We start from the raw sequence: 575 nt of genomic DNA on the forward strand, positions 1-575 counted from the left end.
GGTGCAGTACCGGTTGCGCTGAACGTGCTGATGGGGGTGCCGGTCATTCATGTCATTCTCTGCCGGTGATGCCATGAAGCCTCCGTTACGGCCTCTCTTTTGGGCTGGTCTGGCACCGGCCCGGCCTTGGTCTGCAACGGCTCCGCCGACCTTCTTCCCCTGACCGCAAGCGGTCATTCCTCGCGAGCCAACAAGCTCGGCTACCGCCGTCCTGCGCTGCCGCTGCGGTCTTTTAGATGCAGTCGTCCGATCCGGCGCCTCTCGACCGCCATCGAGGCCGCATCGGGCGGCTTCGAACAACTCTCAGGAGAAACGACAATGGCTCAGATCGGCACCTTCACCCGCGACGAAACCGGCGCTTACAACGGCACCATCAAGACCCTCACCCTTCATGTTAAGGCCAGCATCAAGCCCTGCGACCGCGACAACGACCGCGCACCCGACTTCCGCGTCACCGCAACGGGTGTCGAGTTCGGAGCCGGCTGGAGCCGGACCGCCCGCGAAACGGGCGCCGAATACCTCTCGCTCAAGCTCGACGATCCATCCTTCACGGCGCCGGTCTACGCCTCCCTCGT

At 64.2% G+C, this 575-nt stretch carries 1 protein-coding gene; it reads left to right on the top strand.

Annotated elements, in window-relative coordinates:
* Positions 1 to 318: 318 nt before the first annotated feature.
* Positions 319 to 575: DUF736 domain-containing protein (locus ACODTZ_RS36150; protein ID WP_489032124.1), on the top strand; the 257-nt coding region annotated here is incomplete at its 3' end.

It is taken from the genome of Rhizobium sp. FG113 (genome assembly GCF_057809895.1).